1 protein-coding gene is annotated in these 1,280 nt (G+C 65.6%); it reads left to right on the forward strand.

The window, feature by feature from the left end; translation table 11 throughout:
• The coding region (locus U1700_RS14710) for a cyclopropane-fatty-acyl-phospholipid synthase family protein (protein ID WP_332753433.1) at nucleotides 1–1,192 on the forward strand (1,192 nt) is incomplete at its 5' end.
• Nucleotides 1,193–1,280 lie beyond the last annotated feature (88 nt).

A 1,280-nucleotide genomic window follows, 5' to 3' on the forward strand; every position in this document is an offset into this window, starting at 1 on the left:
GTCTCTCACCCATCATGACGGAAAGGTCCGCGAGTTCGGCTCGCCCCAACCTGGTTACCCCGATGTCGCGATCCGCTTCACGGATCGCCAAGTCGCCGGGCAGATCGTCCGCAATCCGGCACTGGCGGCGGGCGAGTCCTTCATGGACGGCCGCCTGGTCGTCGAGAAGGGCGATGTCCGCGATCTCGTCGAGCTGCTGACCGCCAACGACAAATGGGAAGCGGGGCGTGCGAACCTGAATCCGTCGCGGCTGGTTCGCGCGGCGGGCGCGATCAAGCATCGCATCGACCGGATCAACATGGAGCGGCGGTCGAAGAAGAACGTCGCCCATCACTACGACCTGTCGGGCACGCTGTACGAACTCTTCCTCGACACCGACAAGCAATATAGCTGCGCCTATTTCACCGATCCGCAGAACGACCTGGAGCGCGCGCAGCGCGACAAGAAGGCCCATATCGCGGCCAAGCTGGCGATCGAGCCGGGGATGAGGGTGCTCGACATCGGCTGCGGCTGGGGCGGCATGGCGCTGTACCTGCACCAGAAGTGCGGCGCGGAAGTGCTGGGCGTCACCCTGTCCGAGGAACAGCTGAAGGTCGCGCGCGCGCGGGCCGAGGCGCTGGGCGTCGCCGACAAGGTGAAGTTCGAGCTGATCGACTATCGCCGCGTCACCCCTGAGGCTTTTGGCGGCCAGTTCGACCGCATCGTGTCGGTCGGCATGTTCGAGCATGTCGGGCCGCCGCAATATCGCACCTTCTTCCGCAAGTGCCGCGACCTGCTGACCGAGGACGGCGTCATGCTGCTCCACACGATCGGGCGGCTGAACGGGCCGGGCGTCACCGACGACTGGACGACCAAATATATCTTCCCCGGCGGCTACAACCCCGCACTGTCGGAGATCGTCCGCGCGCAGGAGGGGCTGCGCATGTTCCTGACCGATGTCGAGGTGCTGCGCTGCCATTATGGCTGGACGCTGGACATCTGGTACGACCGCACCGTGGCGGCGAAGGACCGCATCGTCGAACTGTATGACGAGCGTTTCTACCGCATGTGGCTGTTCTATCTCGCGGGCGCGGGCGCGGCGTTCCGCAATGGCGGCCTGTGCAACTACCAGGTGCAGCTGACGCGCGGGCGGCTCTCGGTGCCGGTCACGCGGGATTATATGTTTGAGGGCGAACGCGCGCTGCGGGACTGAGCCTTGTCATTCCTCCCCCCTGCAAGGGGAGGTCGCAGTCCGGGAGGGGGGTTGCCGCTGGCGGTGACACCCCTTCCCATTGCCAGCC

It is taken from the genome of Sphingomonas sp. RB1R13, assembly GCF_036663775.1.
Lineage (GTDB): Bacteria > Pseudomonadota > Alphaproteobacteria > Sphingomonadales > Sphingomonadaceae > Sphingomicrobium.